Genomic DNA, 25,795 nt, shown 5'->3' on the forward strand with positions numbered 1-25,795 from the left:
AGCCCGATTTTGATAAAGCGGGTGATAGTCCACCACCAAAGAAAAAAGGTAAAGTGTTAACAAAATGAACGACTTCAAATATGGTGTTCCTAATTATTTACACTAGTACAGTGTGGGATTATGTAATGTAACAGTTTGGTTTTCATCTTTTAACACGCAATAATTAAATCAATTAATTGACTTGAAACTTACTGTATTGTAAACTTAAAAACGAACTTACTCATGAAGAGAAGCACTTCCTTAATCTTACTGATACAGACTATTATTCGCAGTAATACATAGCGCTAGGGATTATTTCTTCAGGATTAAGGGTATGACATTGAGTGTTGTCTTAAGTAATCCAATTTAATGAATGCTATTTGTCATTTAATAACGTTGAAATGGACATGCTAGTTATGTCTGTAAACTGAACGACCCACTCACAATTGCACTATTGCAATTCAATAATCTATCTCTTTATGAATGAAAGGATGAGGTGAAAGGTATGGGAACAAAAACCATCGAAAACATCGAAGGCCAATTCGAAATGTTCCAGATTCTAAATGAAAATGGCGAAATCGTGAACAAAGAAGCAATGCCTGAACTATCAGATGAGCAGCTTCAAGAACTAATGCACCGCATGGTGTACACACGTATTCTTGATCAGCGTTCAATTTCTTTGAACCGTCAAGGACGTCTTGGCTTCTACGCACCAACTGCAGGACAGGAAGCTTCACAACTAGGAAGTCAGTTTGCACTTGATAAAGAGGACTGGATTCTTCCAGGTTACCGTGATGTTCCACAGATCATCTGGCACGGTCTTCCATTATATAAAGCATTCTTATTCTCTCGTGGTCACTTTGTAGGGAACCAGGCTGATGGCCTGAACGTGTTGAGCCCACAAATCATCATCGGTGCTCAAATTACACAAACTGCTGGTGTTGCACTTGGACTTAAGAAAAAAGGCAAGAAAAACGTAGCGATCACTTACACTGGTGACGGTGGTGCTTCACAAGGTGACTTCTATGAAGGAATGAACTTTGCAGGTGCATATGCTGCTCCAGCTATCTTTGTTGTGCAAAACAACCGCTTTGCAATCTCTGTTCCAGTTGAAAAGCAATCTGCAGCGAAAACAATCGCTCAAAAAGCAGTTGCAGCTGGTATCCAGGGTGTTCAAGTAGACGGTATGGACGTTCTTGCTGTTTATAAAGCAGTTACTGACGCTCGTGAGCGCGCAATTAATGGCGAAGGTCCAACTCTAATCGAGACAATGACTTACCGCTATGGTCCACATACAATGGCTGGTGACGATCCAACTCGTTACCGTTCTGAAGATCTAGATAGCGAGTGGGAAAAGAAAGATCCAATCGTTCGTTTCCGCAAGTATCTTGAGAGCAAAAACCTTTGGTCTGAAGAAAAAGAAAACGAAGTAGTCGATAAAGCGAAGGAAGAAATCAAAGCTGCTATTAAAAAAGCGGATGGCACTCCTAAGCAAAAAGTAACGGATCTTATTTCTAACATGTACGAAGAGCTTCCACAGAACCTTCGTGAACAATACGAACAATATAGTGCAAAGGAGTCGAAGTAAGCTATGGCGCAAATGACAATGATTCAAGCAATCACTGATGCGATGCGTACGGAGTTGAAAAATGACGAGAACGTACTCGTATTCGGTGAGGACGTAGGTCAAAACGGCGGCGTTTTCCGTGCGACAGAAGGACTTCAAAAGGAATTTGGCGAAGATCGCGTATTCGATACTCCGCTTGCTGAATCAGGTATCGGTGGTATGTCTATCGGACTTGCACTTACTGGATTCCGTCCAGTCCCAGAAGTTCAGTTCTTTGGATTTGTATACGAAGTAATGGATGCTATTTCCGGTCAAATGGCTCGTCTTCGTTATCGTTCAGGCGGCTCTTTCCACGCGCCGATTACTGTTCGCTCACCATTTGGTGGCGGCGTTAAAACACCAGAACTTCACGCGGATAGCCTTGAAGGTCTAATGGCGCAACAGCCAGGACTAAAAGTTGTTATCCCTTCAAACCCTTATGATGCAAAAGGACTTCTTATCTCTGCGATTCGTGATAACGATCCAGTTATTTTCCTTGAGCACATGAAGCTTTATCGTTCTTTCCGTCAGGAAGTTCCTGAAGAAGAATACACAATTGAAATTGGTAAAGCTGAAGTAAAACGTGAAGGTACTGACATCACAATCGTAACTTACGGTGCGATGGTTCAGGCTTCTCTTAAAGCTGCTGAAGAGCTTGAAAAGAACGACATTAGTGCAGAAGTAATCGACCTTCGTACGGTTAGCCCGCTCGATATCGATACAATTATTGCCTCTGTTGAAAAAACAAACCGTGCAATTGTTGTTCAAGAAGCACAAAAGCAAGCAGGAATTGCAGCTAACGTTGTAGCAGAAATCAACGACCGCGCAATCCTAAGTCTTGAAGCACCAGTTCTTCGCGTAGCTGCACCTGATACTGTATTTGCATTCTCAGCTGCTGAAGATGTATGGCTTCCTGATCACACTGACATCATCGAAAAAGCTACACAAGTAGTTAATTTCTAATTAACATTTTATAAAAAACATGAAGTGAAGCCGCACTATGCGCTTCGCTTCAGATCTTATATGAGCAAAATTTTTCTACAATTAGGAGGCGAAGTCCCGTGGCATTTCAATTTAAGATGCCGGATATCGGTGAAGGTATCCATGAAGGCGAAATCGTAAAATGGTTTGTTAAATCCGGAGATGAAGTAAAAGAAGACGATATTCTTGCAGAAGTACAAAACGACAAAGCTGTTGTTGAAATCCCTTCTCCAGTAGACGGAACAGTTAAAGAAGTTCACGCTGAAGAAGGTGCAACTGTTATTGTTGGAGATGTAGTCATCACTTTCGACGCAGAAGGTTATGAAGATGCAGAAGAAGAACCAACAGCTGAACAGCCACAAGCTGAAGAAGAAGCTCCTAAAGCAGAAGCTAAATCAGAAGCGAAAGAAGACAGCGCTGGATCAAAACCACTTCCTGAAGCTGAAGAAGAAACAGATCCTACTAAGCGAGTTATCGCTATGCCAGCAGTACGTAAGTATGCTCGTGAAAACGGCGTAAGCATCTCCAAAGTATCTGGTTCTGGTAAGAATGGTCGCGTTGTGAAAGAAGATATCGACACTCACTTGAATGGTGGAGGCGAAGCAGCTTCTGAAGCTCCAGCAGCGACAGAAGAAAAAGCTGAAGCGAAGCAAGAAGCTTCTACTACATCAGCACAGCCACAAGCATCTGCACAACCAGAAACTCGTGAGAAGATGAAAGGTATGCGTAAAGCAATTGCAAAAGCAATGGTTAACTCGAAGCATACTGCTCCACACGTAACTCACATGGATGAAATTGTTGTAACAGATCTTGTTGCTCACCGTAAGAAGTTCAAACAATACGCTGCAGACAAAGATGTGAAGCTAACTTACCTTCCATACGTTGTAAAAGCACTTGTTTCTGCACTTCGCGAATTCCCAATGTTGAATGCATCTATTGATGATTCTACTGACGAAATCGTACACAAGCATTACTACAACATCGGTATCGCTGCTAACACTGACGCTGGACTAGTTGTTCCAGTTGTGAAAGAAGCAGACCGTAAGCCACTTCTTAATGTTTCATCTGAAATTAATGAGTTGGCTAAAAAAGCTCGCGATGGTAAACTATCAGGGGACGATATGAAAGGTAGCACATGTACTATTTCTAACCTGGGTTCTGCTGGTGGTCAATGGTTTACACCAATCATCAATAACCCGGATGCTGCTATTCTTGGTATTGGTCGTATTGAGGAGAAGCCAGTTGTTATCGACGGAGAAATCGTTGCTGCACCTGTTCTTGCTCTATCGATCAGCTACGACCACAGACTTATTGATGGCGTAACAGCACAACTTGCTCTTAACCACATCAAGCGTCTGTTGAACGATCCACAACTCTTAATGATGGAGGCGTAATAATATGGTAGTAGGAGATTTTCCAATCGAATTAGACACACTTATAGTAGGAGCTGGACCAGGTGGATATGTTGCTGCAATCCGTGCAGCACAGCTTGGTCAGAAAGTTGCCATTGCTGACAAAGGAACTCTAGGCGGAGTTTGCTTAAACGTCGGCTGTATTCCTTCAAAAGCAATGATTAATGCATCTCATAAATATGAGTCTGCAAAGCATTCCGATGATATCGGAATCACTGCTGAGAACGTGAGCGTTGACATGAAGAAAGTTCAGGAGTGGAAGTCTTCTGTTGTTGACAAGCTTACTGGCGGCGTAGCAGGACTTATGAAATCAAATAAAGTTGATGTTGTTAGCGGTGAAGTTTATTTCGTCGATAAGAACACAGTTCGTATCATGGACGAAAAGAACTCTCAAACGTATACATTCAACAACTGCATCATCGCAACAGGGTCTCGCCCAATCGAACTTCCAAGCTTCAAATGGAGCAAGCGCGTTATTTCTTCAACTGGTGCACTTGCACTTGACGAAGTTCCTAAGAAAATGGTTGTTATCGGCGGAGGATACATCGGAATCGAACTTGGTACTGTGTACGCAAACTTCGGTACTGAAGTAACAATCCTTGAAGGTACGAAGCAAATTCTACCTGGATTCGAAAAACAAATGAGCTCTCTTGTTTCTCGTCGTCTTAAGAAGAAAGGTAATGTAGAAATCATTACTCAAGCTCTTGCACAAGGCGTTGAAGAAACAGAAGACGGCGTAACAGTAACAGCAGAAATCAAAGGTGAAACGCAGACGTTTGACGCTGATTATGTACTAGTTACAGTTGGTCGTAAGCCTAATACAAATGAAATCGGTCTTGAAGAACTTGGCGTTGAAATGACGGACAAAGGTCTTGTGAAGATTGACAAGCAGTGTCGTACAAACTTCGATAACATCTATGCTATTGGTGATATCGTAGAAGGTCCTGCACTTGCTCATAAAGCTTCTTACGAAGGTAAAGTAGCTGCAGAAGCGATCAGTGGTGAAAACTCTGTGATTGACTATCTTGCAATCCCAGCGGTTGTTTTCTCTGACCCAGAACTCGCTTCAGTTGGTTACACTGAACAAGAAGCAAAAGATCAAGGATTCGATGTGAAAGCATCTAAATTCCCATTCGGTGCTAATGGCCGTGCATTGTCTCTAAACGACAGTGAAGGATTTATGAAGCTTATCACTCGTAAAGAAGATGGCCTAGTGATCGGCGCTCAAATTGCTGGTCCTAACGCTTCTGATATGATTGCTGAGCTTGGTCTTGCAATCGAAGCTGGTATGACAGCTGAAGACATTGCGCTTACAATTCATGCTCACCCAACACTTGGAGAAATTACTATGGAAGCTGCTGAAGTAGCTCTAGGTACTCCAATTCACATTGGTTAATAATTAATTGAAAAACTCCAGAGACTCTTGTCTCTGGAGTTTTTATATGGAGAATGAGCAGTCCCGCTCATGATAATTTTATGATTCATTTAAGTGGATTCAATTGCTTTTATTAGTTAATAGAGGTTGGAAATGCACCACATTCATAAATATAACCGAATGGATTAGGTATGTTCAGTTTTCTTTCTTTATTGGAAACTAAATATAGAAATGAAGCGATTAGGAGATGTACTTGCACATACATTTGAGAATAGGACACTTGTATCACGCGGAGGTGCCGTTCCATGTATGGAAAAGTTATTTGCATTCAGCTTTTGATCTGGTTTGGTTTTTTTTAACTTATTTATTATTCTCCTCGAGATCATATTCGATTTAAGATTTTATTATTTTTAGTTTTTCTTTATCTTATTTGTACGATTTCTGTTCAAATGGTTAGAAGAGGAAGAGAGCTTATCTATTTGATTTCTTTTTCTTCTACTCTGGCATTCATCATTATCTATCTATACCATTTAATTTGATGGACGTAACTATTTAAAATTTAAGCTGACTAATGAATGTTATCGATAACCTTCATTCATATAATAGATAGAAGGTAAATGAAAAAGCGTCCTACCAAGAGGGTAGGACGCTTTTAGTGTTTTATGATTTTGGATCATCTTTCTTAGGTGGTCTAGGAGGTATTTTCTCTTGTTTAAAGGCTTTAACGAGAGAAATGATCATTCCTATTATAATAATAGCAAACGGGAATGCAGCGATGATAGAAGCCGTTTGAAGAGCTCCTAATCCTCCAGACCAAAGCAGAACTGCAGCAGCAGATGATTGAATCACACCCCAAGTTAATTTCACTTTGGTGGAAGGATTCATGCTTCCGTTCGTCGTTTGCATTCCAAGGACGAATGTTGCTGAGTCAGCTGAAGTAATAAAGAATGTGCTGATTAATAAAATGGCAATAATCGACATGGTTGTTCCAAGTGGATATTGCTCAAGTACAGCGAATAGCGCAACTTCCATACCCTGGTTATTGATAATGTCGTAAATACCTGTTCCTGCCATATCAAGTGAAATAGCTGACCCTCCAAATACGGAGAACCATAATCCACCAAAGATTGTCGGAACTAAAAGGACACCAAGAACAAATTCTCTGATCGTTCGACCTTTTGATACTCGAGCAATAAATGTTCCAACGAATGGCGCCCAGGCAATCCACCATGCCCAATAGAAGATTGTCCAGCTCTGGATCCAAGACGACCCTTCAAAAGGTCTCATACGGAGACTCATACTTGGTAGGTTTTGAATATAAGATCCAAGTGTAGATGTGAAGAGGTCCATAATAAAGTTTGTAGGTCCTGCGAATAACAGGAAGAACATGAGCAAGATCGCTAGGACAATGTTTGTATTACTTAAGTACTTAATCCCTCTTGAAATCCCCGTTGAAGCAGAGATCATATAGAGGACAGTTACAATAAGAATAATGATTAACTGTGTTGTAAACGAATTTTCAATGCCAGTTAAATAGGAAATTCCTCCGCCTATTTGAGAAGCACCAAAGCCAAGGGACGTCGCGACACCAAATACAGTCGCAATGACAGCAATAACGTCGATTAGTTTACCAATTGGTCCATTTACACGTTCTCCAAGAATCGGATAGAAAATCGCGCTGATTAAGCCTGGCGCACCTTTTCTAAATTTAAAGAAGGCAAGTGCGAGAGCAACGACTGTGTAAATTCCCCACGGGTGAAGTCCCCAGTGGAAGAAGCTGTATTGAAAGGCTAATCGCGCTGCTTCATCTGACTGACCAGCTGCCCCGGCTGGAGGATCATAGTAGTGGAACATCGGCTCTGCTACACCCCAGAATACAAGTCCAATTCCCATTCCGGCTGAGAAAAGCATAGCAAACCATGTAATTAGGTTATATTCAGGTACATCGGTTTCTTTACCAAGTCGAAGTCTTCCATACTTCGAAAAGATAAGATAAATCGCAAAGATAAGAAAGCCTGACGCTGCTAATAAATAAAACCATCCAAACTTCACTTGAAGAAAGCTTTGAAGTGAGCTTGTAGTCGAATCTAATGACTCAGGAGAAATCGTACCCCAAGAAATAAAGATTAGAGACAGAAGTACAGAGATAACAAAGACTGCTGTAAGCTTATTCAAATTTCATCATCACCTTTCTAAAATAATTCCAAAAAATAGCACTGTCATCTGAAAGCACTTTTATACACAGGAAATAAAATGTATGTGTACTCAATGTTACCTGTCGATACCAAAACTATGCAGGTAAGCGCCCTATTCCCTTTTATTAACAGGCTTCAGGACAAGTCAAGCAAAAGACACGTTGTCTAGTATATTTGTTGTTTTAAACGTTGTAAAGGGAAAAACCATGTCAGAAAGGAAGTCGGAATAGTTGAAAAATAGATGGGTAGATAGTTGGTTATTTGTGACAATTTCCTCTTTATACTGTTCATGAATTCGTATATGATGAAATGAGACTAGATAAGGGGAGAGAGAAATGACAAACACATTGAAATGGATGACATTAGCGCTTTTGCTTTTTGTAGCTGCGTGTTCAACAAATGCTGGTTCACAAGAAAATTCAGAAGCATCAACGAATGAAGCAAATAATAGTGAAGCTTCAAATGAACAAGAAACAAACGAAGAAACAAATAAGGAAGAAACAGATTCAGACGCGGCAGGTAATGCTGAGTCAGAGGATCAGAAAGAAGAAGAAGCTACTGCAGAAGAAGTAAAGCCTGAATATCGACTTAACGAAGCTTTTTGGGGCTTTGAACCGATAAATGATGCACCTGCTGAAGCGGTTCTACTTACAATTGACGATGCTCCAGATACGAATGCCGTAGAAATGGCAAAAACGTTAAAAGAACTAGATGCTCCTGCCATTTTCTTTATTAACGGTCATTTTATTGATACAGATGAAGAAAAAGCAAGGTTAAAAGAAATTTATGATATGGGCTTTGAAATAGGAAACCATACGATGACGCACGCTGATCTCAAAACATTATCAGAAGAAGAGCAAAAAGAAGAGATATTGAAGGTAAATGAAATGATAGAAGAAGTAATTGGAGAAAAGCCGAAGTACTTTAGAGCACCTTTTGGATCTAATACTGACTTTTCGAAGTCATTTGCCGAAGAAGAAGGCATGCTCGTAATGAATTGGACATATGGCTATGATTGGGTAAAGGAATATCAAAGTGAAGCTGCAATCAAAGACATTATGGTAAATTCACCGCTACTTCAAAATGGGGCAAACTTACTTATGCATGACCGTGATTGGACAGCTGCTGCATTAGGAGATATTGTGAAAGGATTAAGAGATAAAGATTATAACTTAATTGATCCGGAAGAAATTGAACCTTTACAAAAATAAACAGCCATTTGGCTGTTTATTTTTTTGCGTAATACATTGTTCTACCGTTGAAGAGAGTAAGATCGGCCTGTAATTTATTTGCAAGAAATTTACATAATTCATTCGCTTTCGCTTTATCACCGTGAGTGGATTGATCTGGTAGAACAATCTGAAGTTTGCTGTCTACTAAACCGATGATAATCATCCGATAATCACTTTGTTTTCCTTTTAAATAAAACCAAATGTCTCCATCCACTTGTTCAATCAAAGTATAGGGGAAAGCAGACTCACTATAGGACCAAGAAAGTTGCTCTCCGGTTTTGGATGTTATGTCCATGTAGTAGGAAAGTAAGCTTTTAATATGATCAAGTGATAGTTCATCTTCCGTTTTTGGTTTTAAGTAAGCACTTTGAGGCATGATCATTCCTCCCATCGTCATATAATAAAGTGTACAGTGTAAATTGTATTCTGACAATTGGTCGTTCATCCACACATATTGGACACAAAAAGAATATAATGTGATATACAATATAGTGTTGACAAAACAATTGTGACACACTATTATGAAGTTAAGCGAAACGGAAGCGTTTTCAAAACTAACTTAAGGGGTGTTGAGAATGGGTATTATCATTTGCCAAACTTGCGAAAAAACAATTGATCACGTACATGAAGAGAAGGTAAGTACACTTTATAGCAGATGCCCGGAATGCAATAAAAAAGATAAAAAATAACGTATATAGCAAAGAAAGAGGCGGCCAATTGGCCGCCTCTTATTTAATGGCTTTATATTCTTTAATGACCCGAATGTGAACTAATTCGTCGTCCTCAGGCCCCTGAACCGGTAGTCCAGCTTCAATGTTTTCTTCGATATATGTTAAGTTTTCTTCTGTAATGATTTCACCTGGGATGAAGATTGGAATTCCGGGTGGATAAACCATCACAAATTCTGCAATGACACGACCTGCCGATTCTTTAAATGGAATCACCTCTGTTTCAGAATAAAAAGCATCTCGAGGTGAAACAGCTAGAATCGGGATATCTGGAGCGTGAACATCAAACTTTTTAGTGATTGAACCTTCTGTCTCTTTGAAGGCGTCTACCATGTCTTTTAGAGCATGAACAAGAGCGGTGGTTGTTTCCTCGGTATCGCCAGGAGTTACAATACATAATAGGTTATACAAATCAGAGAGCTCTACTTCAAGGTTCGCTTCTTTTCGAAGCCAAACTTCAGCTTCATAACCAGTAATTCCAAGGTCATGAACAGAAATGATTAATTTCGTTGGATCATAATCGTAAGTAGCGTTCGTTCCAAGGATTTCTTGCCCAACACAATATAGAGGAGAAATATCATTTATTTGCTTTCGCGCTTCTTCTGCAAGTTGTATGGAGCGTTCAATTAAATCATATCCATCCATGACCAATCTTTTTCTTGCAACGTCAAGAGAAGCAAGAAGGATATACGAAGTGGAAGTAGTTGTTAGCATGCTAATAATGGTTTGGACGCGTTTTGCAGAAACAAGCCCTTCTTTTACATTAAGGACGGAACTTTGTGTCATTGATCCCCCTAATTTATGCACACTTGTAGCTGCCATATCTGCACCTGCTTGCATAGCTGAAACGGGCAGTCGCTCGTGGAAGTGAATGTGAACACCGTGAGCTTCATCAACTAATACAGGAACGTCATACTCATGAGAAATCGTGACAATCTCTTCAAGATTAGCAGATATACCAAAATAGGTGGGGTTAATGACAAGGACACCTTTTGCGTCAGGGTGCTGTTCTAATGCTTTCTTAACGGCTATAGGAGTAATGCCGTGGGAGATGCCAAGCTTAGGGTCAATTTCCGGATGAATAAATACAGGTGTTGCGCCGGAGAAAATAATTGCAGACATAACAGACTTATGAACATTTCTCGGGACAATAATTTTATCTCCTGGTGAACATACAGTCATGACCATTGTCATGATTGCACCGCTTGTACCTTGAATAGAGAAAAAGGTTGCGTCAGCGCCAAAAGCTTCAGCAGCTAGATCCTGTGCTTGCTTAATCATACCGTGTGGATGATGGAGGTCATCAAGTGGTTGAATGTTAATTAAATCAATTGACAGGGCGTTTTCGCCTATGAAAGAACGAAATTCAGGATCTATGCCAGAGCCTTTTTTGTGGCCGGGTATATGAAATTGAATAGGGTTTTTGTTAGCGTGGTTTACTAAACCAGTGAACAATGGTGTTTCGTGTTGTTGCAAATCCAGCACCTCTTTATTTATACTTTGGTTAAATGAATAACGTTGTAGATCGTCTGCTCTTTTATATCGAATGAGCCGAAAATCTTGAAATCAGTAATATAGCTTATACGTTACTAGATAAAGCCTTCCACAGTAGTTTGTGGAAAGCGGGTTTGGTCTAAGTGAACTTTTTGTATAGCCAGATATGACGCTTAAAAGAAGAACATTAGTTATAGGACTTCTTTCTTCCTTAAACAAACTGAGTATAATCACATGAGGGATAATTTGCAAGTTTTATTTTAAACCCATGCTTATCGATCAACTATATAAGGAAGCATCGTTCCTAGAAGAGAAAAGAGGAGATCACTTCTAACTCTCGAAATGGGTTATCATAAGGAGAGGATTCATTATGAAGTGGAATACGCGAATTACTCAGTTATTAGGTATTGAAAGACCAATCGTTCAAGGGGGTCTCGCCTATCTTGCATATCACGAGTTAGCTGCTGCTGTTAGCAACGCAGGAGGATTAGGGCAGCTCACAGCTATGTCTATGGATTCAGCAACACAGCTTAAAGAAGAAATCGACCTTACTAAAAGTCTCACCGATAAGCCATTTGGAGTGAACTTTGCGATTGGTCAACATGGAAGACCCTTTGAGCATATGCTTGAAGCAGCCATTGACGAAGGAGTGGAGATCATTTCGGTTACCGGTGGAAACCCTAAGCCGGTATTTGATATGGTAAAAGGAACGAATGTGAAAGTTCTTGTTTTGACTGCTAGTAAAAGACAAGCAGTAAAAGCAGAAGAGTTAGGAGCTACTGCCGTAATGGTTGTCGGGCAAGAAGGTGGAGGACATCTTGGAAAGGATGATATTGGTACGATGGTACTCGTTCCTCAAGTAGTTGATGCTGTGTCTATTCCGGTTATTGCTTCAGGGGGAATAGGTGATGGACGAGCGCTAATGGCTTCTCTCGCACTTGGCGCTGAGGGAATTGAAATGGGTACACGATTTATTGCTACAAAAGAATGTACACACGCTCATGATCTATACAAGAGTCGTTTGCTTCAAGGATCAGAAACGGATACTATGATCATTAAGCGTAGTATTGGAGCACCTGCAAGAGTTATTAGGAATGTGTTTGCTCAAGAGATTTTACAAATTGAAGCAAATCAGGGAGGATATGATCTTCTTAAAGAATACATAAGCGGTAAAGCAAACAGGAAATTTATATATGATGGAAAAGAAGAAGAAGGCTTTGCTTGGGCAGGTCAGGTTATGGGAGCGATCAATGATGTTCCTTCAGTAGCGGAGTTATTTGATCGTATGGATAAAGAAGCAAACGAAATTCGATTAAAATGGTAAAGTGAGAAAGGAGATTGAAAATGGAAGTACAATACCCTATTTCAATTGATTGGAGTAAAGAAGAAGTCATCAAAGTTGTAGACTTTTTCCAATTAATTGAGCAAACATATGACACAGGGGTGCATAAGGGCGAATTGATTAGTAGCTATCATGCATTTAAAGATGTCGTTCCCTCTAAATCAGAGGAAAAGCAAATATTTAGACAGTTTGATAAAGAGACAGGATTTTCAACTTATCATGTTGTAAAAGAAGCAAGAGAAACAGAACGCGATAAAGTGAAAATGAATAAATAAAAACCAGGGGAGAATCCCCTGGTTTATTTTGTGGCTTGAAGTGAAAGTTGATAGATAGGCATTAAGGTCTCAAAAGTTTGTTTAACCTCTTTAATAAATTTCTCTCCATCATTCAATAACGGGTCGTCACTGGCAAAATGACGGCCAACTAGAAATTCGCCCTTTTTTACATCTCTAAAGCGGGTAAGTACTTTATCGAGATCACTATCCTTGATGGGGTGGCTTGCCTTTTTCTTAGTGTGGTCAGTAGAGATCCAATATGAAGTTGGAATATCTTTCTTTAGTTCATTTAAGTGATCTAAAAATAAGGAAGCCATTTGTGGCTTTCCTGGAAGCTCGTAAATGTATGCAAGCCATACAAAGACATGATCATCAAAAAGGCCGATTTGAAAGTGAGGGTGCATTTTGTACCCGCGTTTGTTATGCGAAAACGCCATCCATGTATCAACGGGAGGATTCTTCGTTCGTCTTGCATGACGAGCAATGTGAAGGTGCATCTCATTTCCAGCAAGAATCTCGAGATCGCTTTTAACTTCCTCGCTAATGGCAGCGAATTTTGGTTGAATCCGCTCTTGTATGGCTTCCATTCGAGCCTCAAGTCCATCAATTTCGAATGATTGAAAATCAGTTTGAGTAAATCCTTTAAAAGACATATTATCCTCCAATACGACAAAAAATTTATATTCTTATAGTAACATAGACCGAACATTTGCATATAAAATGACGATTGGTGTGTCATGTTAGGTTTGAAATGTGCGAAAAAGAGGAAAAATAGAAACAAATAAAGAGGTTGCATAGTCGACAGGTAAAGCATAAGATATATTAATCAAAGCAGAAATATCAGAATATTCCGTCTTATAGCCGGATCTGATGACTATGACTGCTTAATCGAATTTGAGAGGGGTGTAGGTTACCATGAAACAAGTGATTCAGTCATTGCAAAGAAACGAGGCAGAGAAGCGGATCCCGGTGCTGAGAATGGAAATTGACTATGAGCTGGCAACACTACACGATGCAATGACGGCTAGTGATCAGGATGAAATGAAGAGATGTAAAGTGAAGCTAGAGGAGCTTCGAAAAGAAATGGTCAGATTAGAAGCTTAATGAAGCGAACCTTGCAAAAAGGTTCGTTTTTTCTTCTTTTCCTGTCATAATAAGAGGTAGAAAGAAAATTAAGCCAAAAGGAGATCGAACCATGACACAGCACACAAACTGGGACAATGTATATGAAGATGCAATCAGATGGATACGAGAAGCGGGTCAAGAGATCATGGCTTCCTTCACAACTTCCTTTAAGATTGATACTAAAAGCAATCCAAACGATCTCGTAACGGACATTGATAAACAAACGGAGAAGTTTTTTATTGAAAAAATTAAGGAAGGTTATCCAAGTCATCGAATCATGGGCGAAGAAGGTTTTGGTGATAATATAGAACAGTTGAACGGCGTTATTTGGTTTTTAGATCCTATTGATGGAACGATGAATTTCGTTCATCAACAAACTAATTTCGCTATATCGATCGGAATATACGAAGATGGAGTAGGGAAACTGGCGTTTATTTATGATGTTACGAAGGACGAACTGTATCATTGTAAAAAAGGTTCAGGAGTTTATTTAAACGATGAGAAAATCAAACCATTGAAAACGACTAACCTTTCAGAGTCACTTCTAGCTATAAACGCGACCTGGGTAACAGAAAATCATCGAATAGATCCTCGCACGTTCTCACCACTTCTAAAAAAAATCCGGGGAACACGTTCTTATGGTAGTGCAGCTATTGAATTGGCGTACGTAGCCGCCGGTCGACTTGATGGGTATGTTTCCCTGCGACTTGCTCCGTGGGATTTTGCTGCTGGTAAAATGTTAATCGAGGAAGGCGGAGGGATATGTACAACAGTTGATAACAAAGAGATTGATTTACTTGATAAGAATACAATTTTTGCTGGTACTGAATTATTCCATACTGAGGTTCAAAAAGAATACATTCAGCCTGCGCTTGATCAAAATTATTACTTAAGAACCCCTTCTTCAAGATGAGATTGTTAGCAGCTCCTGAATCTCAAGAAAATATTGCTGAACTTCTTTTTGACTGGACGCAAGAAGACGAAACATGGCTTCTTACAGAATTTGGTCGAATCCCATTATTCGAAGATATGATTTCATACATACAAACATATGAAGGAATGGGCTGCGAGTTTAATGTATGGTTCTACGGCGATCTACCGGTAGCGATTACGGCCGTTCTTGACGATGCACCGTCTAATCAAAAACCATGGTTAGGGACAATTGTCGTTCATCCTATGAAGCGAAAGTCGGGTATTGGTTGTAGCGTTATTCGCACCTTATTAGGTGAAAAAAACGATGTTGTTTTTTCAGGTATTCCTTATGACCTGAACGAATGGAGTCTTTTTTTAGGTAAGTGTGGATTCGAGCAATACGGAATTGAAGAAGAGGGGAAAAAATATTTGATTTTGGTCCACCCAAATGGGTGAAAGGTAAATAGATAAAAGAGCTGTTCTATTTGAACAGCTCTTTTCATGTGATCTTATAGTTCTGCTTTACGTTTAATACGAAAGCCCATTCCCATAAAGAAACCTACTCCGATAAATGAAAGAAGCCCGCCGATCCAGCTTTGTTCAGCTATAGATACGCCGATTGCACACATGCTTGCAACCGCTAGAATGGCCATTAAGAGTAAAAGGAAATTATGCTTGTTCATGTAGAAAGCCCCCTTTATAGTACTAGTGTACAATAACCATGTTGCTGGTGAAAGAAGAGAAATTTCGCGTATAGCGATATCTGTGTTATAATGGTCTAGTTATTGAGTTTATCGTCAGAAATAAGGCGAGAATACGAGGAGAGAATAATTAATGGCAATAAGAGAAGATATTCGTAACATCGCAATCATTGCCCACGTTGACCACGGCAAAACGACGTTGGTAGACCAAATGCTACACCAGTCTGGAACGTTTCGTGATAACGAGCAAGTAAGCGAACGTGCGATGGATTCGAACGACCTTGAGAGAGAACGCGGGATCACGATCCTTGCTAAAAATACGGCAATTAACTATGAAGACAAACGAATCAACATCATGGATACACCTGGACATGCCGACTTCGGTGGTGAAGTTGAACGTATCATGAAAATGGTAGATGGCGTTCTTCTAGTTGTTGACGCTTATGAAGGCTGTATGCCACAGACACGTTTCGTGCTTAAGAAGGCTCTTGAGCAGAAGCTTACACCAATTGTAGTTCTTAACAAAATTGACCGTCCTGCAGCACGTCCTGAAGAAGTTGTGGATGAAGTCGTTGATTTATTTATTGATCTTGGCGCGGACGAAGATCAACTAGACTTCCCAGTGGTTTATGCTTCAGCAATCAACGGTACAGCTAGTCTTGATCCTGAAGTACAGGATGACGATATGAAAGTTCTTATGAACACAATTATTGATAACATTCCTGCACCTCTAGATAACAGTGACGAGCCTCTTCAATTCCAAATTACACTTCTTGATTACAACGACTATCTTGGAAGAATTGGAATTGGTCGTGTGTTCAGAGGAACAATGAAGGTTGGCCAACAGGTAGCCCTGATGAAGGTCGATGGAACAGTGAAGCAATTCAGAGTGACTAAGCTCTTTGGTTTCATTGGATTGAAGCGTACTGAGATCGAAGAAGCGAAAGCTGGCGACCTTGTAGCGGTATCTGGTATGGAAGAAATCAACGTAGGTGAAACAGTTTGTCCTTACGATCATCAGGAAGCACTTCCTATTCTTCGTATTGATGAGCCTACTCTTCAGATGACGTTCCTTGTAAACAATAGTCCTTTTGCTGGTAAAGAAGGTAAATACATTACAAGTCGTAAAATTGAAGAGCGTCTTAGAGCTCAGCTTGAAACTGACGTAAGTCTTCGCGTTGAAAATACAGATTCTCCAGATGCATGGGTTGTCTCAGGACGTGGTGAGCTGCACCTTTCAATCCTAATTGAGAACATGCGTCGTGAAGGATATGAGCTTCAAGTTTCAAAACCTGAAGTTATCGTTCGTGAAGTAGACGGCGTTGCAAGTGAGCCTGTTGAACGCGTTCAAATCGACGTACCTGAAGACTACACTGGTTCTGTAATGGAATCACTTGGTGAGCGTAAAGGTGAAATGGTTAACATGGTAAACAACGGTTCAGGCCAAGTTCGCCTTGAATTCATGGTTCCTGCCCGTGGTTTGATTGGTTACTCAACTGAGTTCCTAACACAAACACGCGGATATGGTATTATTAACCATACATTTGAAACGTATATGCCTCTTATTAGCGGTCGTGTAGGTGGACGTCGTGCTGGTGTTCTTGTTTCAATGGAAAAAGGAAAAGCATCAGAGTACGGTATTATGGGTGTTGAAGACCGCGGTACAATTTTCGTAGCTCCAGGTACTGAAGTTTACGAAGGAATGATCGTTGGGGAACACACTCGTGAGAATGACATCACGGTTAACATCGTTAAAGTGAAGCAGATGACGAATATGCGTTCTGCCAACAAAGACCAAACGGTTTCCATGAAGAAGCCTCGCGTTCTAACTCTTGAAGAAGCGCTTGAGTATTTGAACGATGATGAGTATTGCGAAGTAACACCGGATTCAATCCGTCTTCGTAAGAAAATCCTTGATAAGAACGAACGTGAAAAGAACGCTAAAAAGAAAAAAACAGCCCAATAAGGGTGTCTAATGCGATTCAAAAGGGGCATCCCTTTTGGATCGTTTTTTTATTGTTTAGCTATGTTTCCAGTTATGTATGGGGTTTTTAAAGAGCTATGTTAGGCTTTACTGTTGATTCTCGATTTTCGGCTCAATTGAGTGAAACCTTTAGTAACATAGCTTTTTTTAAAAAGAGAGAAGAAATCGTTTACTTTTATTTATGGTTTGTTTTATTATGCTTTTATACTGGGGGTGAATAAATGAATACGGAACCTACCATTGCATCGGAAGATTTATCATTTTTCGCTAAGTTGGTCGGCATTGAAGACAATATGACCCTGGGGTTTTATTTGCTATATGCGATCATCGTTATCCTTTGTATTGTTGTCTATCGTCTTGGCTTTGCCAAAAAACTTCCTCTACTAAAAAATGTCATCGTATACGCTGTTCTTGTTATTGGATGTTTTCCGCTAACCTTTTTTGGAATCGGTTTGCCGGTTGCTGAAGGATTAGTAGCTTCTGCTGTCGTATTAATTATTTATAAGGTGCGACTCAATCAAGCGAAGAAAAAAGAAGCGTAATGTCATAAGGTGGAGGGACACTTTGAATCTTCAGGATACGATGTATAATTGGCTTAGTATTAAAGTTGTCGCTGATCATCGTAAGGATGATCAGGCAGCGCAAGATACGTGCAGTTTTTTTATGGACATCTTAACAGAAGATCATAATGTTGCGGACTTATCTGTGGAAGTGACTGAGGAATACTACGTCGTTAATTATGTGAAGGATGGGGAAAGCGATTCGAAGAAATTTCCATCTGAATTAATTGAAGCGCTGTTATCCTCGATTGAAAATGAACCAAAGTATAACCAATGAATGAGAAAAAGACGTGCTGAAAGCACGTCTTTCTTAACACAAGGCTATTTCTCATTAAGGGCATAAACACCAAACAAAATCGCTGCATAGATTAAGTGCCCTATTGTCCAGTATCCAATCGCAACGAGGTCAAAGAGATCCGGAGTGGGCTTGATAGCAAGGTATGTTAAAGGAAAATAGAGAAAAACGGTTGGTAGAGTTAATACGTAAGCAAAGATCGCCTGATATACTTTCTTATTAGAGAAAAATCTTGAGCTCCCTAAACTGAAAACAACACCGATGATAAGGGAGATAATAAGATGAAAAACAAATTCAATAAGTTCTGGCCAGTTTATGCTCCCAATAATCGGTATGAAATCAATGTTTAGAAGGAGTGTATAAACGAGTTTGCCAGTAGTGAATTGAATAACCTTTAATATTAGTCCGAGGGCAATCCCAGAAATCGTTCCAGCCAGTAGACCAAGCTTTATTTTACCACTCATCGTTCGATTCATCCTGGTGGAATAATTTAAATTCCCCCGTATCTTTACGTTCTTTTGTTCGCGTCTCAATTCGTTCATTACATGTGTCACACATATAGGTATGGATCGGTCTGTTGCGTAGTTTTTTAGCAAGCGGACTCCCGCTATCGATTTTTTCGATTTTATCACATAATACACATTTTACTCGCATCTTTTACACCTCTCATTCCATGTTGCTAGTATAGCATGAATAACGGTATCCTTTGCAGTATAATGCGTTAGATAACAGGTAATAAAATGGAGGGAATATCATGCCAAATAAAGTCGACCAAACTTTAACGAATGATCTTTTAACGTTACTTAAGAGAGAACAATATGCGCTTCTTTCAACGATTGATTATGAAACAACAGGACCCAATATTAGTGCTATCTCCTGGTTATACGCTGTCAATCGTGAAACTATCGTATTCGCTGTGGATCAGAAATCGAGAATTGTGACAAATATTCAGACCAATGATCATGTTTCGATTACGCTAATTGGAAACGAAAGTACCTATGCGATTACCGGTAGAGCTTCATTAGCGGAGGAGAGGATGCAGGACGTTCCGCTGAAGCTTACGATGTTTACGCTTCAGATTAAAGAAGTGCGAGATGTGATGTTTTATGGTGCGAAAATGTCCGTTGAACCTGTCTATGAAAAAACGTATGATCCTGAAGCAGCTGCAAAATTAGATCGCTCCGTCATGGCTCAACTAAAAAAATCCACCGAAACAAACTAACCGACCCGTTGGGGTCGGTTAGTTTGTTTTATTAGATATCAGTAATAGCCGAAGAATTATTTATCTAAGTCTTGTTTCTCCTGCTGCTGTTTCAATTGTTTTTCTTCTTTTGTGGGTATTTGCTTATCATTTGAGCGAATGGGATCAGGTTCAGATTTGTTCGTTTTACTAGGCACTTCAGGCATTAGCCTTCCGACAATATCAGCAAGCTCTTCCATTACGCCTCCGATTGGATGCCCTCGTTTAATTTCAGTTGCCATTTGCTTCAATCGATAAGTAGTGTCGGCATCAGCTGTAATCACTGCATTAGCTCCATATGGATCCTTTTGAAGTGCTTCAGCTACTGTATATTTGATGGAGCTAACACGAGAACGATCGAGCTTTTGGTTTACATCAATACCGACTACTGCGTATTTTCCAGTAACAATAGCTGTAGCATCATTCACATCAGGTACTTGTTTAGCGATTGTAACAAGATTCTCAGCAATATCTGTAGCTGATAAGTTTTTATTCTCTGGTGTTTTTACGGACTGTTTGACATATTGAACTCGCTCCGTTTTTTCCTTATTTGTAGCAATAGGATCATCATTTGCCTGACAAGCAGTAAGTAGACAAATCACGATGAGACTCCATCGAATCTTAATCATTTCGATTACCTCCGTAATAAGCGATTTATAATAAATCCCTACAGTTTGTTAATTATTTTCTGAATAACCGTCTAACTTTATACACTAGTTCATAGATTATAGAAAACGTAGATAGTCCCAACTGTTTTTCGTACCTGTTAGAGCAACTTAAATTTGGTCAGGAGGCGAAGTGTTGGATAAGGTTTACGTCCTAGATACTAACGTGTTACTCCAAGATCCAAATGCGATTTATTCGTTTGAGACGAATGAAATTGTCATTCCAGCTGTGGTGTTAGAAGAAGTGGATTCAAAGAAAAGGTATATGGATGAAATAGGCAGGAACGCAAGGCAAGTATCACGCATGATTGATGGTTTTCGAGAACGCGGAAAGCTTCATGAGTCGATTCCTCTTGAAAACGGCGGGACGCTTCGAATTGAACTGAACCATCGATCTTTCCAATACTTACAGGATAAATTTGTTGAGAAAACAAACGACAACAGAATTCTGGCGGTCGCATTGAATTTGTTTTTAGAAGAAGGGAAATTAAAGTCTGGTCGAACAGTGATTCTTGTTAGTAAAGATGCTTTGGTTCGTGTTAAAGCGGATGCAATGGGCATACAAGCTGAGGATTTTTTAAGCGACAGAGTTGTCGAATTTAATCAGATTTATACAGGGTATGAAGAAAGGTATGTTGATTCAGAAGTACTCAATCAGTTTTTTGAGAAGCATTATATTGACGTCAAAATGTTAAAAGGAAGACCGCTTTATCCCAATCAATACATCATCTTAAAAGACCCGGTTCAAGCCTCGTCATCCGGAATTGGCAAAGTAGATAAGAACTGTAAAAAAGTTGAAAAGACAGCGATGGAAACGGAATATATGTGGGGAATAGGTCCGAGGAATGTACAGCAAAGAATGGCGCTAGATTTGCTTGTTCGTAGCGACATCCCACTTGTAACACTTGTAGGTAAAGCAGGAACAGGAAAAACCCTTTTAGCGATGGCGGCTGGATTAATGCAAACAGAAGATTTAAATCGCTACAAAAAACTTTTTATTGCGAGGCCGATTGTTCCAGTTGGAAAAGATATTGGATTTCTGCCAGGGGAGAAAGAAGAAAAGTTACGTCCGTGGATGCAGCCTATATTTGATAATCTAGAATACCTGTTTAATGTTAAAAAGACGGGGGAGCTTGAAAAGATCCTCTCGGGAATCGGTTCCATTCAAGTAGAAGCATTAACGTACATTCGTGGAAGAAGTTTACCTGATCAATATATTATAATAGATGAAGCACAAAATTTAACCAAGCATGAAGTGAAAACGATCTTAACAAGGGTTGGTGAGGGAAGTAAAATTGTTCTCCTCGGTGATCCACAGCAAATTGATCATCCTTATCTTGATGAATACACGAATGGACTCACTTATGTCGTCGAAAAATTTAAAGACCAGCCGCTTAGCGGACATGTTAAGCTCGAGAAAGGTGAACGTTCTCTGCTTGCCCGCATTGCAGCTGATCTACTCTAGATGACAGTTATACCTGTAACGTATTTAAATGGTTCCGAAGCGTTCGAGCCATTCCCGAAATAGAAATGGGTAGGGCCATCTTCTCTGAGCGGTTTTCCATCTTGGGAAAAGCGAAGAAAGCCGTTCATGGCTTCATCCATTGTCATACTCTGCTTAGAGCCATCTTTAAAATCTAGCTGAACCTTCTCGCTATCGTTAGTAGGATCAGCATTAGATAAAAATGGTTTGAGTGGGATAACGAAACTTCCTGTTAGAATGCGTTCTTTCTCAAACCTTTTGATACTTTTGTTAACAGGAGGTTTAATTCCTGTAAGTTCTCTTTCAAAGCGTTCAGCCTGAGTACGGATGTAATCGTTCTCATTCTTTTCGCTTGAACCATCAAATTTCAAAAATTCCTCTAATTCAATCTTACGATCATCAAATATCCATACGCTTGCGTCTAAAGTAATGGAATAATTGACTTTCCCCTTAATAGGTAGAATCGTCTCCATCTTGTACACCCCACAATCAAAATCTTTTGCAAACCAAGTATACCGGTTATGCTTGCATTTGTCACATTTGGGGAACAGTATGGTGAGAGTCAATTTGTTCCGAGCGGGAGGATTTAAGATGAGATGTCGTACAGAAGAAGAATTAGTGGAACTAGTTAGGAAAAGCAAGCCATTTACGAAAGATGGAAAAGTGGCAGATTATATTCCAGCCCTTGCAAAATCCGATCCAGATAAGCTAGCAATTGCAATCTACTCCAAGGAAGACGGATGTTTATCAGCCGGAGATGTAGGCGAAACGTTTACCCTTCAAAGTATCTCTAAAGTTCTAACACTAGCCTTAGCAATCATGGACTCAGGAGAGGAGCGTGTTTTCTCAAGGGTAGGAATGGAGCCTACGGGAGATCCATTTAATTCAATTGCCAAACTTGAGACGATGGTACCCTCAAAACCACTCAATCCAATGATTAATGCGGGTGCTTTAGTTGTTACAAATATGATTCATGGTAGTTCAGTAGAGGAAAAAGTTGGACGCATATTGCAATTAATTCATGACATGACGAATAACACTAGCATTGGAATTAATACTGAAGTAGCTGATTCGGAATATGAATCGGCGAATTTAAACCGAGCATTAAGTTATTTCATGAAGCAGCACGGCATTATTGATGATAATGTTGAAATGCTTCTTGAAGCTTATACAAAACAGTGTGCAATCGAAGTAAACTGTAAAGATCTTGCTAGAATAGGGATGGTTCTAGCCAATGAAGGAAAAGACCCTGAAACGGAAAGAAGGATTATTCCAAGATATATAGCGAGAATCGTGAAAACGTTTATGGTTACATGCGGCATGTACAATGCATCTGGTGAGTTTGCGATTAACGTGGCCATCCCTGCAAAAAGTGGTGTCTCAGGTGGGATTTTAAGTCTTGTTCCAAATGAAATGGGAATTGGTGTTTATAGTCCACCACTTGATGCAAAAGGAAATAGTATCGCTGGAAACAAACTTCTTGAGAATCTTTCTTCACAATATGGACTAAGTATTTTCTAAACACATCCGCGTTTACCCTGCTTTTTCTTGCAATTTTGTTGCATTCCTTTTATGATAATAGAAGGAATGGGAAAGGGAACGGAGGGATCAGATTTGTCAACTGGTATGGCAACAGGACATCGTGAAAAAGCATACGAGCTGTTAAAAGCCGATGCGCATAAGATCCTAAAACTTATCGAAGTTCAAATGGAGAATTTGACGATGCCTCAGTGTCCTCTGTATGAAGAGGTTCTTGATACGCAGATGTTTGGTTTATCTCGCGAAATTGACTTCGCGGTTCGTCTTGGATTAGTAAATGAAGAGGATGGCAAAGAATTGCTTGAATCACTTGAGCGTCAGCTTTCGGCTCTTCATGAAGCTAGTATGAGGAAATAATGAAAGCTCAAACTATCAATGATAGTTTGAGCTTTTTGTTTATTTTCAGTGTTCCTTTACATACAATATATTTTTGACTCATTCACTTTGCAGTTCCGCATTAAGTGATAGTAGCAAGTAGAAAATATGATAGAATACGAATAGGCCGTAAAAGAATTCAGAAGATTTTAGGAGTAGATATGAATGTATGATTTGCTCATGGTGATCCTTGTTATATCTCCCATCAGTTTATTACTTCATGAGGCGGGCCACACAGTGGCAGCCAATGTTTTTACGAAAGCTGGTGTGAAACTACACCTGGGCATAGGTCCAAGAATCTTTACATGGAGACACCCGAGAGGAGAAGTAGCCGTTAACGCTATTTATTTCGCTGGAGGAATGACCATCAGCTCACAACCTGATAAAGCCTATGGGAAACTCGCCATTGCCATAGCTGGTCCACTCATGAATCTTATCGTCGCCGCACTCGCTCTCATTCTGCCATTCCATCCCTCCATCATAGCCTGGGTTCTTTTCTTTAACCTCTGGCTAGGAATAACCAATCTGATCCCATTTAAAATTCTCGGGAAAGAATCAGACGGATGGACCATATTAAAAGTCCTTCTCAAAAAAACTTAATTTCAAAAGGACAGCAGGTTTCACCCAATTCCCATCGAAACCTATACATACTTCGAAAAGCGGAGCGGGCCCGTCTAAATCCGCAGGATGTTGGAGGCCATGAGAGTGAGACGGTTTATGTCTCATTCGAATGGGTGAAACAGCCGGAGGATTTGGCCCGCACAGCTGGACACCGAAAAGCGGAAGTGGGCGTTTAGGGTCGACAAGCGCTGGAGGCCCATAAAAAGAACACGGTCTTTGTGTTCATTTTATGGGGTGAAGCGATCGAGACCCTGCCCACTGCAGCTAGACACCGAAAAGCGGAGACGAGCGTTTAGAAACGGAGATATTGGAGCTCTTGAACTAGAACACAAGATGCGTGTTCTGATTGAAAGTTAAGCAATCTGGGGTCTGGCTACGGGAATCCTTCAACACCACCAATACTTTTTAGTTTCCAAAAGGCGAATAAATCAACAAGTGATTATGAAGTTAACAGTGAGCTGATGCAAACTTCTTAATAGAAAATAAATAGGTAGGATGACGTTTATGATTAAAAAATTATTTAAGCATTATGATTACTCTCTAATCATTAGTGTATTACTTTTGTGCGGGTTTGGGCTCGTTATGGTTTACAGTGCAAGTATGGTATGGGCTGTGATGCGACATGAAGCAAACAGTGCTTACTTCTTCAACAGACAAATCATCTGGTTAGCGGTATCACTCGTTATGTTCCTACTGGCGATGGTCTTTCCATATAAGGCTTATAGGAAATTTATCGTTCCTATACTAGGACTCTCTGTTTTGTCACTACTGCTCGTGAAATTGATCGGATCCACTACGAACAATGCACAAAGTTGGATTGAAATCGGCTCGTTTAGTTTTCAGCCTTCTGAATTCGTCAAACTAGGGTTAATCATTTACCTTGCGGCTATTTACTCCAAAAAACAAGCCTATATTTCTAACTTTGTAAGAGGGGCAATGCCTCCTTTAATGGTCATTGGATTGATTTTTGCGTTAGTTGCTTCACAGCCAGATCTTGGGACGGCAATGATTATCGCATTAACTTCAGGTATTGTCATTGTTTGTTCTGGAATGAAGTGGAGACACATTTTAGGGCTTATCGTCATTGGCGGGATTGTCTTCGCTCTTGCGTGGATGACGCTCTCACCTGAACAGGCATCAAGATTTACTGGAGCTTATGATCCATTTTCGGACCCAGAAGACAGTGGTTTCCATTTAATTAATTCTTATATCGCTATAGCATCAGGTGGAATTACGGGTCAGGGGTTTGGCCAGAGTATTCAAAAATACGGTTTTTTACCTGAACCACATACAGATTTCATTATGGCCATTGTGGCTGAAGAGTTAGGGTTACTCGGTGTTGTATTTGTAGTAGGTTTGTTAGGTTATATCGTATTTAAAGGTTTTGTTATAGGTATTCGCTGTAAGGATACATTTGGTAGCTTACTAGCTATAGGCATTGCTGGTATGATTGGTGTACAAACAGTCGTCAATCTTGGTGCTATAACAGGCTGGTTACCAGTAACAGGTGTCCCACTTCCGTTTATCAGTTACGGTGGATCTTCATTAATTTTGCTGATGATATCAATGGGGATACTAGTGAACGTTTCTGCTTTTGTGAATATAAGGAAAGAGCAGAAAGAAGGTTACGTTAAAAAAGATAATACGATTCAAATGGAGCTTTAGTTTAAGGAGGA

Annotated in this window: 29 protein-coding genes; 20 read left to right on the forward strand and 9 right to left on the reverse strand. The window is 40.0% G+C overall.

Annotated features, from left to right (window positions below):
- Positions 1-484 precede the first annotated feature (484 nt).
- From pdhA to lpdA, 4 genes are all read left to right on the forward strand, one after another.
- Entirely contained in the window at positions 485-1,567 is a 1,083-nt protein-coding gene (pdhA, locus tag AC0VYV_RS09125; protein WP_475367214.1) for a pyruvate dehydrogenase (acetyl-transferring) E1 component subunit alpha, read from the forward strand.
- A 3-nt stretch (positions 1,568-1,570) separates the two neighbouring features.
- Complete coding sequence (locus AC0VYV_RS09130) at positions 1,571-2,548, forward strand: alpha-ketoacid dehydrogenase subunit beta (RefSeq protein WP_159782242.1); 978 nt, start codon at positions 1,571-1,573, stop codon at positions 2,546-2,548.
- A 98-nt stretch (positions 2,549-2,646) separates the two neighbouring features.
- Positions 2,647-3,960: a dihydrolipoamide acetyltransferase family protein gene (locus AC0VYV_RS09135; RefSeq protein ID WP_475374770.1), complete on the forward strand. Its 1,314-nt coding sequence runs from the start codon at positions 2,647-2,649 to the stop codon at positions 3,958-3,960.
- A 4-nt stretch (positions 3,961-3,964) separates the two neighbouring features.
- Entirely contained in the window at positions 3,965-5,374 is a 1,410-nt protein-coding gene (gene lpdA / locus AC0VYV_RS09140) for a dihydrolipoyl dehydrogenase (RefSeq protein ID WP_430247066.1), read from the forward strand.
- 639 nt (positions 5,375-6,013) lie between these two features.
- Here lpdA and AC0VYV_RS09145 read toward each other — a convergent pair.
- Positions 6,014-7,528, reverse strand: coding sequence for a glycine betaine uptake BCCT transporter (locus AC0VYV_RS09145; protein ID WP_475374771.1), 1,515 nt, complete (start codon positions 7,526-7,528; stop codon positions 6,014-6,016).
- Positions 7,529-7,883: 355 nt separating this feature from the next.
- Here AC0VYV_RS09145 and AC0VYV_RS09150 point away from each other — a divergent pair, with 355 nt between their 5' ends.
- Positions 7,884-8,759, forward strand: coding sequence for a polysaccharide deacetylase family protein (locus AC0VYV_RS09150; RefSeq protein WP_475374772.1), 876 nt, complete (start codon positions 7,884-7,886; stop codon positions 8,757-8,759).
- A gap of 16 nt (positions 8,760-8,775) precedes the next feature.
- Here the strand turns inward: AC0VYV_RS09150 and AC0VYV_RS09155 are convergent, their stop codons facing one another.
- A complete protein-coding gene (locus AC0VYV_RS09155) occupies positions 8,776-9,156 on the reverse strand; it encodes a DUF1885 family protein (protein WP_430247069.1) in 381 nt (126 codons plus the stop codon).
- Positions 9,157-9,355: 199 nt separating this feature from the next.
- Here AC0VYV_RS09155 and AC0VYV_RS09160 point away from each other — a divergent pair, with 199 nt between their 5' ends.
- Complete coding sequence (locus tag AC0VYV_RS09160; protein WP_098443236.1) at positions 9,356-9,469, forward strand: GapA-binding peptide SR1P; 114 nt, start codon at positions 9,356-9,358, stop codon at positions 9,467-9,469.
- A 39-nt stretch (positions 9,470-9,508) separates the two neighbouring features.
- Here the strand turns inward: AC0VYV_RS09160 and AC0VYV_RS09165 are convergent, their stop codons facing one another.
- Positions 9,509-10,984, reverse strand: a complete 1,476-nt coding sequence (locus AC0VYV_RS09165; RefSeq protein WP_371017486.1) for an aminotransferase class I/II-fold pyridoxal phosphate-dependent enzyme — start codon at positions 10,982-10,984, stop codon at positions 9,509-9,511.
- Positions 10,985-11,372: 388 nt separating this feature from the next.
- Between AC0VYV_RS09165 and AC0VYV_RS09170 the strand changes: the two genes are divergently transcribed.
- Positions 11,373-12,326 carry an NAD(P)H-dependent flavin oxidoreductase gene (locus AC0VYV_RS09170; protein WP_475374773.1) on the forward strand — a complete coding sequence of 318 codons (954 nt, stop codon included), beginning with the start codon at positions 11,373-11,375 and terminating at the stop codon, positions 12,324-12,326.
- A gap of 20 nt (positions 12,327-12,346) precedes the next feature.
- Positions 12,347-12,619, forward strand: a complete 273-nt coding sequence (locus tag AC0VYV_RS09175; RefSeq protein WP_475374774.1) for a UPF0223 family protein — start codon at positions 12,347-12,349, stop codon at positions 12,617-12,619.
- Positions 12,620-12,642: 23 nt separating this feature from the next.
- Here AC0VYV_RS09175 and AC0VYV_RS09180 read toward each other — a convergent pair whose 3' ends face one another.
- Complete coding sequence (locus AC0VYV_RS09180; RefSeq protein ID WP_430247073.1) at positions 12,643-13,272, reverse strand: YktB family protein; 630 nt, start codon at positions 13,270-13,272, stop codon at positions 12,643-12,645.
- A 262-nt stretch (positions 13,273-13,534) separates the two neighbouring features.
- Here AC0VYV_RS09180 and AC0VYV_RS09185 point away from each other — a divergent pair, with 262 nt between their 5' ends.
- From AC0VYV_RS09185 to AC0VYV_RS09195, 3 genes are all read left to right on the forward strand, one after another.
- Positions 13,535-13,723, forward strand: coding sequence for a hypothetical protein (locus AC0VYV_RS09185; protein WP_194221280.1), 189 nt, complete (start codon positions 13,535-13,537; stop codon positions 13,721-13,723).
- 91 nt (positions 13,724-13,814) lie between these two features.
- Entirely contained in the window at positions 13,815-14,657 is an 843-nt protein-coding gene (locus AC0VYV_RS09190) for an inositol monophosphatase family protein (RefSeq protein WP_430247074.1), read from the forward strand.
- Entirely contained in the window at positions 14,654-15,112 is a 459-nt protein-coding gene (locus AC0VYV_RS09195; RefSeq protein WP_475374775.1) for a GNAT family N-acetyltransferase, read from the forward strand. Before AC0VYV_RS09190 ends, AC0VYV_RS09195 begins: the two co-directional genes overlap by 4 nt.
- A gap of 53 nt (positions 15,113-15,165) precedes the next feature.
- Here the strand turns inward: AC0VYV_RS09195 and AC0VYV_RS09200 are convergent, their stop codons facing one another.
- Positions 15,166-15,339: a DUF5325 family protein gene (locus tag AC0VYV_RS09200; RefSeq protein ID WP_194221283.1), complete on the reverse strand. Its 174-nt coding sequence runs from the start codon at positions 15,337-15,339 to the stop codon at positions 15,166-15,168.
- A 151-nt stretch (positions 15,340-15,490) separates the two neighbouring features.
- On the opposite strand from AC0VYV_RS09200, the gene typA reads away from it, so the two are divergent.
- From typA to AC0VYV_RS09215, 3 genes are all read left to right on the forward strand, one after another.
- Positions 15,491-17,323, forward strand: coding sequence for a translational GTPase TypA (gene typA, locus AC0VYV_RS09205; protein WP_194221284.1), 1,833 nt, complete (start codon positions 15,491-15,493; stop codon positions 17,321-17,323).
- A 239-nt stretch (positions 17,324-17,562) separates the two neighbouring features.
- The gene (locus AC0VYV_RS09210; RefSeq protein ID WP_194221285.1) at positions 17,563-17,883 is read left to right on the forward strand and encodes a YlaH-like family protein; all 321 of its coding nucleotides are present in this window, start codon (positions 17,563-17,565) and stop codon (positions 17,881-17,883) included.
- A 22-nt stretch (positions 17,884-17,905) separates the two neighbouring features.
- Positions 17,906-18,178 carry a hypothetical protein gene (locus tag AC0VYV_RS09215; protein ID WP_430247077.1) on the forward strand — a complete coding sequence of 91 codons (273 nt, stop codon included), beginning with the start codon at positions 17,906-17,908 and terminating at the stop codon, positions 18,176-18,178.
- Between the two features lie 44 nt (positions 18,179-18,222).
- Here the strand turns inward: AC0VYV_RS09215 and AC0VYV_RS09220 are convergent, their stop codons facing one another.
- Positions 18,223-18,660, reverse strand: a complete 438-nt coding sequence (locus AC0VYV_RS09220; RefSeq protein ID WP_430247078.1) for a hypothetical protein — start codon at positions 18,658-18,660, stop codon at positions 18,223-18,225.
- Positions 18,650-18,850 (reverse strand): YlaI family protein, encoded by a 201-nt coding sequence (locus AC0VYV_RS09225; RefSeq protein ID WP_194221287.1) that lies wholly within the window; start codon positions 18,848-18,850, stop codon positions 18,650-18,652. Before AC0VYV_RS09225 ends, AC0VYV_RS09220 begins: the two co-directional genes overlap by 11 nt.
- 100 nt (positions 18,851-18,950) lie before the next feature.
- On the opposite strand from AC0VYV_RS09225, the gene AC0VYV_RS09230 reads away from it, so the two are divergent.
- Positions 18,951-19,418, forward strand: a complete 468-nt coding sequence (locus tag AC0VYV_RS09230; protein ID WP_475373701.1) for a pyridoxamine 5'-phosphate oxidase family protein — start codon at positions 18,951-18,953, stop codon at positions 19,416-19,418.
- Positions 19,419-19,474: 56 nt separating this feature from the next.
- On the opposite strand, the gene AC0VYV_RS09235 is transcribed toward AC0VYV_RS09230, so the two are convergent.
- A complete protein-coding gene (locus tag AC0VYV_RS09235) occupies positions 19,475-20,065 on the reverse strand; it encodes a YhcN/YlaJ family sporulation lipoprotein (RefSeq protein ID WP_475373702.1) in 591 nt (196 codons plus the stop codon).
- A 172-nt stretch (positions 20,066-20,237) separates the two neighbouring features.
- Here AC0VYV_RS09235 and AC0VYV_RS09240 point away from each other — a divergent pair, with 172 nt between their 5' ends.
- Positions 20,238-21,566, forward strand: a complete 1,329-nt coding sequence (locus AC0VYV_RS09240; RefSeq protein ID WP_430247081.1) for a PhoH family protein — start codon at positions 20,238-20,240, stop codon at positions 21,564-21,566.
- Here the strand turns inward: AC0VYV_RS09240 and AC0VYV_RS09245 are convergent.
- Positions 21,563-22,057: a peptidyl-prolyl cis-trans isomerase gene (locus tag AC0VYV_RS09245; protein ID WP_475367223.1), complete on the reverse strand. Its 495-nt coding sequence runs from the start codon at positions 22,055-22,057 to the stop codon at positions 21,563-21,565. The genes AC0VYV_RS09240 and AC0VYV_RS09245 overlap by 4 nt on opposite strands.
- Before the next feature lie 118 nt (positions 22,058-22,175).
- Here AC0VYV_RS09245 and glsA point away from each other — a divergent pair, with 118 nt between their 5' ends.
- The 4 genes from glsA (at position 22,176) to ftsW (ending at position 25,784) form a co-directional block, all read left to right on the forward strand.
- Positions 22,176-23,105, forward strand: a complete 930-nt coding sequence (gene glsA, locus AC0VYV_RS09250; RefSeq protein WP_475374776.1) for a glutaminase A — start codon at positions 22,176-22,178, stop codon at positions 23,103-23,105.
- Positions 23,106-23,210: 105 nt separating this feature from the next.
- Complete coding sequence (locus tag AC0VYV_RS09255; RefSeq protein WP_098445722.1) at positions 23,211-23,480, forward strand: Fpa/YlaN family protein; 270 nt, start codon at positions 23,211-23,213, stop codon at positions 23,478-23,480.
- A gap of 183 nt (positions 23,481-23,663) precedes the next feature.
- Positions 23,664-24,098: a site-2 protease family protein gene (locus AC0VYV_RS09260; protein WP_475367224.1), complete on the forward strand. Its 435-nt coding sequence runs from the start codon at positions 23,664-23,666 to the stop codon at positions 24,096-24,098.
- Positions 24,099-24,623: 525 nt separating this feature from the next.
- Entirely contained in the window at positions 24,624-25,784 is a 1,161-nt protein-coding gene (ftsW, locus tag AC0VYV_RS09265) for a putative lipid II flippase FtsW (RefSeq protein ID WP_430247085.1), read from the forward strand.
- Positions 25,785-25,795: the final 11 nt, after the last annotated feature.

Source organism: Anaerobacillus sp. QJM3NY_17 (assembly GCF_056173665.1).

What these genes read in the sequence shown, in the direction of transcription:
- pdhA (WP_475367214.1), top strand. Translation starts at nt 485, where the DNA reads ATGGGAACAAAAACCATCGAAAACATCGAAGGCCAATTCGAAATGTTC.
- AC0VYV_RS09130 (WP_159782242.1), top strand. Translation starts at nt 1,571, where the DNA reads ATGGCGCAAATGACAATGATTCAAGCAATCACTGATGCGATGCGTACG.
- lpdA (WP_430247066.1), top strand. Translation starts at nt 3,965, where the DNA reads ATGGTAGTAGGAGATTTTCCAATCGAATTAGACACACTTATAGTAGGA.
- AC0VYV_RS09150 (WP_475374772.1), top strand. Translation starts at nt 7,884, where the DNA reads ATGACAAACACATTGAAATGGATGACATTAGCGCTTTTGCTTTTTGTA.
- AC0VYV_RS09155 (WP_430247069.1), bottom strand. Translation starts at nt 9,156, where the DNA reads ATGCCTCAAAGTGCTTACTTAAAACCAAAAACGGAAGATGAACTATCA.
- AC0VYV_RS09160 (WP_098443236.1), top strand. Translation starts at nt 9,356, where the DNA reads ATGGGTATTATCATTTGCCAAACTTGCGAAAAAACAATTGATCACGTA.
- AC0VYV_RS09170 (WP_475374773.1), top strand. Translation starts at nt 11,373, where the DNA reads ATGAAGTGGAATACGCGAATTACTCAGTTATTAGGTATTGAAAGACCA.
- AC0VYV_RS09175 (WP_475374774.1), top strand. Translation starts at nt 12,347, where the DNA reads ATGGAAGTACAATACCCTATTTCAATTGATTGGAGTAAAGAAGAAGTC.
- AC0VYV_RS09180 (WP_430247073.1), bottom strand. Translation starts at nt 13,272, where the DNA reads ATGTCTTTTAAAGGATTTACTCAAACTGATTTTCAATCATTCGAAATT.
- AC0VYV_RS09185 (WP_194221280.1), top strand. Translation starts at nt 13,535, where the DNA reads ATGAAACAAGTGATTCAGTCATTGCAAAGAAACGAGGCAGAGAAGCGG.
- AC0VYV_RS09190 (WP_430247074.1), top strand. Translation starts at nt 13,815, where the DNA reads ATGACACAGCACACAAACTGGGACAATGTATATGAAGATGCAATCAGA.
- AC0VYV_RS09195 (WP_475374775.1), top strand. Translation starts at nt 14,654, where the DNA reads ATGAGATTGTTAGCAGCTCCTGAATCTCAAGAAAATATTGCTGAACTT.
- AC0VYV_RS09200 (WP_194221283.1), bottom strand. Translation starts at nt 15,339, where the DNA reads ATGAACAAGCATAATTTCCTTTTACTCTTAATGGCCATTCTAGCGGTT.
- typA (WP_194221284.1), top strand. Translation starts at nt 15,491, where the DNA reads ATGGCAATAAGAGAAGATATTCGTAACATCGCAATCATTGCCCACGTT.
- AC0VYV_RS09210 (WP_194221285.1), top strand. Translation starts at nt 17,563, where the DNA reads ATGAATACGGAACCTACCATTGCATCGGAAGATTTATCATTTTTCGCT.
- AC0VYV_RS09220 (WP_430247078.1), bottom strand. Translation starts at nt 18,660, where the DNA reads ATGAGTGGTAAAATAAAGCTTGGTCTACTGGCTGGAACGATTTCTGGG.
- AC0VYV_RS09225 (WP_194221287.1), bottom strand. Translation starts at nt 18,850, where the DNA reads ATGCGAGTAAAATGTGTATTATGTGATAAAATCGAAAAAATCGATAGC.
- AC0VYV_RS09230 (WP_475373701.1), top strand. Translation starts at nt 18,951, where the DNA reads ATGCCAAATAAAGTCGACCAAACTTTAACGAATGATCTTTTAACGTTA.
- AC0VYV_RS09235 (WP_475373702.1), bottom strand. Translation starts at nt 20,065, where the DNA reads ATGATTAAGATTCGATGGAGTCTCATCGTGATTTGTCTACTTACTGCT.
- AC0VYV_RS09245 (WP_475367223.1), bottom strand. Translation starts at nt 22,057, where the DNA reads ATGGAGACGATTCTACCTATTAAGGGGAAAGTCAATTATTCCATTACT.
- glsA (WP_475374776.1), top strand. Translation starts at nt 22,176, where the DNA reads ATGAGATGTCGTACAGAAGAAGAATTAGTGGAACTAGTTAGGAAAAGC.
- AC0VYV_RS09255 (WP_098445722.1), top strand. Translation starts at nt 23,211, where the DNA reads ATGGCAACAGGACATCGTGAAAAAGCATACGAGCTGTTAAAAGCCGAT.
- AC0VYV_RS09260 (WP_475367224.1), top strand. Translation starts at nt 23,664, where the DNA reads ATGTATGATTTGCTCATGGTGATCCTTGTTATATCTCCCATCAGTTTA.
- ftsW (WP_430247085.1), top strand. Translation starts at nt 24,624, where the DNA reads ATGATTAAAAAATTATTTAAGCATTATGATTACTCTCTAATCATTAGT.